The organism is Streptomyces sp. NPDC026394, assembly GCF_055567735.1.
On sequence record NZ_JBVHPX010000057.1, the window covers coordinates 1 to 5,360 of the forward strand.

3 protein-coding genes and 2 pseudogenes are annotated in these 5,360 nt (G+C 64.7%); 2 read left to right on the top strand and 3 right to left on the bottom strand.

What is annotated here, in order from left to right; genetic code table 11:
• Positions 1-2 precede the first annotated feature (2 nt).
• Positions 3-410 carry an endo-alpha-N-acetylgalactosaminidase family protein gene (locus ACZ4QV_RS42200; RefSeq protein WP_467764536.1) on the bottom strand — a complete coding sequence of 136 codons (408 nt, stop codon included), beginning with the start codon at positions 408-410 and terminating at the stop codon, positions 3-5.
• 142 nt (positions 411-552) lie between these two features.
• Here ACZ4QV_RS42200 and ACZ4QV_RS42205 point away from each other — a divergent pair.
• A pseudogene (locus tag ACZ4QV_RS42205) lies at positions 553-1,346 on the top strand (S1 family peptidase).
• Positions 1,347-1,447: 101 nt separating this feature from the next.
• Here the strand turns inward: ACZ4QV_RS42205 and ACZ4QV_RS42210 are convergent.
• Positions 1,448-2,530 (bottom strand): annotated as a pseudogene (locus ACZ4QV_RS42210) (IS630 family transposase).
• Positions 2,531-2,702: 172 nt separating this feature from the next.
• Complete coding sequence (locus tag ACZ4QV_RS42215) at positions 2,703-3,770, bottom strand: LuxR C-terminal-related transcriptional regulator (protein ID WP_467764537.1); 1,068 nt, start codon at positions 3,768-3,770, stop codon at positions 2,703-2,705.
• Positions 3,771-4,524: 754 nt separating this feature from the next.
• Here ACZ4QV_RS42215 and ACZ4QV_RS42220 point away from each other — a divergent pair.
• Complete coding sequence (locus ACZ4QV_RS42220) at positions 4,525-4,794, top strand: hypothetical protein (protein WP_467764538.1); 270 nt, start codon at positions 4,525-4,527, stop codon at positions 4,792-4,794.
• Positions 4,795-5,360 lie beyond the last annotated feature (566 nt).

A 5,360-nucleotide genomic window follows, 5' to 3' on the forward strand; every position in this document is an offset into this window, starting at 1 on the left:
CCCTACAGTGTTCTTGGTTCTTGGAGTGGTCCTGCGTGTCCACGATGAAGAGCACGCCGCCCGACAGCGGTCTGGGCGCGCAGGACCGCGAAGCGTTTGGCGAAGTCTCCGAAGACCAGGTTTCGGCGCTGGTCGATGCGGTAGCTCTGGCCGAGCCAGTCCCACTGATGGGTCGTTCTTGTTGACGAGCTTCTCGGAGAAGGCTCGGGGGGGGGACGGGGTAGGACGTCGGTGACGTTGACGTGCAAGCTGAAGTTGCTGACGGGGGCGGTGCGCACTGTCTCCAGGCGGGGGGGTAGCTGTGCACGCCTGGACCGCCGTCGACTGCACGTGCGCACCTCCTGACGCCACCGAAATCCGCCTCCACGGTACGGCGGTCCTCCCGTTCCTATCGGATCTCGGCGGCACACGGTGGCCGGTTCCCAACCCTCTGGTCCGTTTATATGGCGATCTCCACAATCTGCGGTAGCCGCATTGGACAATCTGCGGTAGCCGCATTGGCGGGCTCATGCCCAATGGGGTTACCCCATACCCCCCACGGAGCGTAGTCAGTTGAAGACCAAGCCGCGAAGATTGCAGAGAGCCGTCACACTCGGTGTGATCGCTCTGGCCACCGTCAGCCTTCAGTCCGTGGCCGCTCAGGCGGCTCCCCACCCGGACTCGAACCCCAGCAACCGTATCGTCGGCGGCACCCGCGCCGAGCAGGGCGAATTCCCGTTCATAGTGCGTCTGTCGATGGGCTGTGGCGGCGCTCTGTACGCCAAGGACATCGTCCTGACCGCCGCCCACTGTGTCGACGGCTCCGACGCCACCGGTATCACCGTCACCGGTGGCGTCGCGGACCTGGAGAGCCCCGACGCGATCAAGGTGAAGTCCACCAAGGTCCTTGTGGCTCCCGGCTACGACGGCAAGGGCAAGGACTGGGCCCTCATCAAGCTCGAGAAGCCGATCGACCAGACCACGCTGAAGATCGCCAAGATCCCAAGTACAACGAGGGCGAGTTCGACATAGCCGGCTGGGGCGCCGACAAGTAGGGTGGCCAGCAGCAGCGCTACCTGCTCAAGGCCAAGGTGCCCTTCGTCGACGACGCCACCTGCCAGAAGGCGTACGGCGACCGGCTCACCCCCGGCGAGGAGATCTGCGCCGGCAAGCTCCACGTGAGCGGCGTCGACGCCTGCCAGGGCGACTCCGGCGGCCCGATGTTCCGCAAGGACGAGGCCGGGGAGTACGTCCAGGTCGGCATCGTCAGCTGGGGCGACGGCTGCGCGCGCCCCGAATCCCCCGGTATCTACACCGAGGTGTCGACCTTCGCGGGCGACATAGAAAAAGCGGCATCGGAGCTCTGAGAGCCTGACGCCCCCACAACCTGACGCCAGACGTTTGAGGGCGGGGCGCTCGCAGAAGCGGGCCCCCGCTTCGCCGGTCCAGAACGCGCACCGCCCGACGGTTACTGACTTTGTCTGCGCGGTGTCGTCAGGGAAAGTCCGGTCGCGGTGAGGCAGCTGTCGATGATGTCGCTGCGGTATTGAATCTGGCGGAGCCGTCGGCGGAGGGCTGCGAGGAGGTGGTCGGGGTCGGCGAAGGCGGTGTTGGCCTGGCAGCGCCTGCGCAGGAGTGACCAGATGCCTTCGACGGGGTTGAGGTCGGGTGCGTAGGGCGGCAGGCAGTGGGTGGTGATCCAGTCGTGGCTGTCGACGAAGGCACGCAGCCGGGCGTCCTTGTGCACATTGAGGTTGTCCAGATGAGAACGATCGGGGCGCCGAGCTGGTGGTGGGCCGCGATGAGCAGGTCGCGGTAGTCGGTCCAGGTGAAGCTTCGGCGCTTGGCCTCCTTGTGGGCGCCGTGCCGCTTGGGACGGAAGATCAGACGGGAGCGTTCGCCGTGCTTGTAGCAGGTCAGAGCGGCGATGGAGAAGCGGCGTTGGGAGCGTCCGCGCACGTGGACCAGCGGGGTGTGCCCGCGCCTGGCCAGGTGCGGCGGGTCGGCGGCGTCATCGAGAACCCGGCCTCGTCCTCGAAGCAGAGCCAGGCCCCGCACGCCGCCGCGGTGCTTTTGCCCGTGGCCAGGTCTCCTTCAGCCAGCCGGTCACCTTCTCCTCGCCGCGCTCCAGTGCCCGCCGGGCGGGCATCTGATGGCTGAAGCCGTGCCGCCGCAGCATCTTCGCGATGGCGGAGAGGGTGAAACTCTTGTGGAACCGGCGCCCGATGAGCGTCTTGATTCTGGCCAGGGTCCAGGTCTGGTCCGGCCAGCCATGCGCCACTGGCCCCTTGGCCAGCTCTTGTTCCAGCGCTGCGAACAAGGTCTCGCTGAGCACCGGCCTGGACGCCGGCCCCTTCGAGCACAGGCCGCGCTGGCCTGCGGCTTCCCAGGCCCGGCGCCACCACTGCACCGACCGGACGCTGATCCGCAGCCTCTTCGCGACCACATGGTTGCTCTGTCCGGCAGCGAACATCCCGGCCGCTTCCATGCGAATGCGCTCGCGAAACGCCTGCCTTTCGGCAGTCAGGCCACTACCTTGCCGATACCTCATGTCTCCGACGTACCGCAGCGATCACCACCTGTCAGCCCTGACGACACCGCGCAGACAAAGTCAGTAACTACGGAAGAAGGGCCATCCGGATGCTTTTCAGCTCCAGGTCCTCTTATGTGTCGCCGAACTCATACCATTGCGACGCAAAGTCTGACGAGGTCTCATCGGAGGTTCACTTTCGTTCGCCCTTTCCAGACTTCCCCAGGAGGCCACGCTCACTGACGAGGTAGCCCGCCTGCATGCGGGTCTTGGCGCCCAGCCGCCGCATGATGACTTCTATGTGGCGCTGGCAGGACCGCAAGGACATGTTCAGTCGTCGCGCGATCAACCAGTCGTCGATACCTTGCACCATGAGATGCAAGATGGTCCGCTTGGCGCTTTCGGAGATTTCCTTCACCACTTGGCGCTCGTAGGAGGTACTGAACGTGATACCCCGGGTCCATGCCCGCTCGAAGGCTGCGACCGCGAACGAAACTACGGCGGAGTCCCGCACCAGCACGATTGCATCTGAGCGCGCGTGATCGGAAAAAACTGCCACCTGCCCGTCGAAAACGATCAGTGGCATGAAGCTGTCGCTCCGAGTGCGGTACGACATATTGCGCTGCGCGGCCTGCATGCGCTCGGCCAGGTCCCGCCGGAAGCGTGCCGTGTGCGGGAACAGTATGCGGACCTGGACATCCGCACTCAGCACGGACCTGCCGCCTGAATGAAAGTACGGCATGGTCGCGACAGCGGCGGTCAGATCCGGTTCGGAGAGCAGTGTCTCCGAGCGGCAAGAGGCAGCCAACTGCGCGATCAGATCAGCGGCTTGGGAAGGCGAGGTGACCACCTCCACCGATGCGGGTCCCGCGCAGCGCGCTACTCCTTCCTGGTAGGCACTGGTGAGCTCGTACAGCGCCGCGCGCATGCGGTCGACCTCATGCTGCCGGTGTTCGATATCGCGCTGGAGGGGCGCAACGAGCTCGACTCGCGCCGTCTCGGGTGACACAGCAAAGTATTTCGAAGGTGACGTCGAGTCGACACGGACCAGATGCATCCGAAGCAACCTGCCGATCGACGTCTCAATTTCCTGCTGCTTCCGGCCGGTCCCTGAGGCGATTTCATTGACGGAGCAATGCGCGTACCCGGCGATCCATCTGTAGATCTCGCGGTCTTCGCTTCGAAGAAAAGCCGTCTCGGTCTCCGTGGCTCGCGATCTGAGTGAACCATCGTCGTGTATGACGCGCGACACATTAGACACGTGGCGTTGTCTTGCTGGGCCGGAAGCCTAACCTACCCGTGAGACCGGAACCGACTCACGCCTCACCGCCGGCATCTATGCCACCTCGTGGCCGCAGGGTGTTCGGTAGCCGCCCTTCTCTTCGCGCGTATTCGCCACGTGAGACGACGCCGAGGTGCGCGGTCCGCTTTTTCCCGGCGCCCACGCAAAACCCATGCATCAAGAAACGGAACTGTCACAAACGTGCAGCGCATAACTCTTTGCGTCGACGACTTGGCGCGTATCAGAATCATCGGCCCACTCGGTCGGCACGTCGAGGCCATATTCGCAGTGGATGCCCTAGGTAACACGAGAATCGACTTCCTGCAAGCTTGGCGCCGTAGAGTGATCGCGACAATAACGCATCCCGGCAAGGAACTGGATGGAGCCCGGCGGCTGACGAGGGTCAGCGGCGGATCTCGTGGTGTCCTGTCCGCCTGGCCGGGCGACGCAAAGGCGCCAGGTGCAACCCGCTCCTGCACCCCGGAACTGCAGAGAGCACACTTAACAGCTGCCGTTGGAGAGATGTACCAGGTGGCCGTGCAACCGTACTGGAGGCGCGTTCATGCTCATCTAGCCTCGGTCCAGGACCTCCGTCGGGACATCATGTGCCGTGATGGAATCGGGGCCCTGCTGAACAGCCTGGGCCCGGGCATACGCTGGAACGCGCCCGTACTGGAAATCGACTCAGCAGGCATGGCGCGTGTCGAGCCGAACGGGCACGGACTGCTGCTGCTTGGAGCACTTGAAGAGCCTCGTGCGGCCCGGCGGCACCGTCGCGCTGATGCTCCACGGTCTGCGCAACCAGGTCGGTGACTCGACGTTCCGCCGCATCGAGCAGAGATTTTTCGACCGGTACCGCAACAAGGCGGCGTCGACCCAGGATTACATCGACGTCGCCAACAAGGTCTCAGGCCGCGACCTCGCACCGTGTGTCAAGAGCTGGCTGTACGACGCCAAGACTCCGCCCATGCCCGGGCACCCGGACTGGAAGTCCAAGCCATAGGGATGGCGAGCGCCTCTGAGCTCATCGTCCGCGAACCCGTCTTGACGGCCTCGGCCGGCTGATCGCGATTCTCCGCCTGTCGCGGGCGGCAGCGTTCGTATTCGTTAACCTGCACAAGGGAGATATCGTTAGCGCAACCGAGAAGGCCGAGGTCGAGCAGCTCACAGGCACCGTCAAGAAGGAGATCGGGCGCGCAGCGGGAAACGCTCAGACGGCGGCCGAGGGCGTAGGCGACATGCTGAAGGGAAACCTCCGGGAAGCCAAGGAAAAGATCAAGCACGCCTTCCGGGGCTGAATACCCTATCGGTATGATACCGCCGGGGTAACAGCATGCCCTGGCTGCTGTCCCGGCCTCGCATCCTTGGTTCACCAAGCCCCGCCTGCGTACGGCCGGACAGGCGGGCCGACATACCGGCCCCTTTGGGCCTGCCTGCTCGCTCGGAATGCGCGAGCCGGACCGCGGGGGGGCGAGCGACCCCTCCAATTCCGCAGGCCAATGCAGCGCCATGACGGCAAACGATGTCCTACGGACCGCGCCGAATGGGTGACCAGGAAGGCCGGGAGGC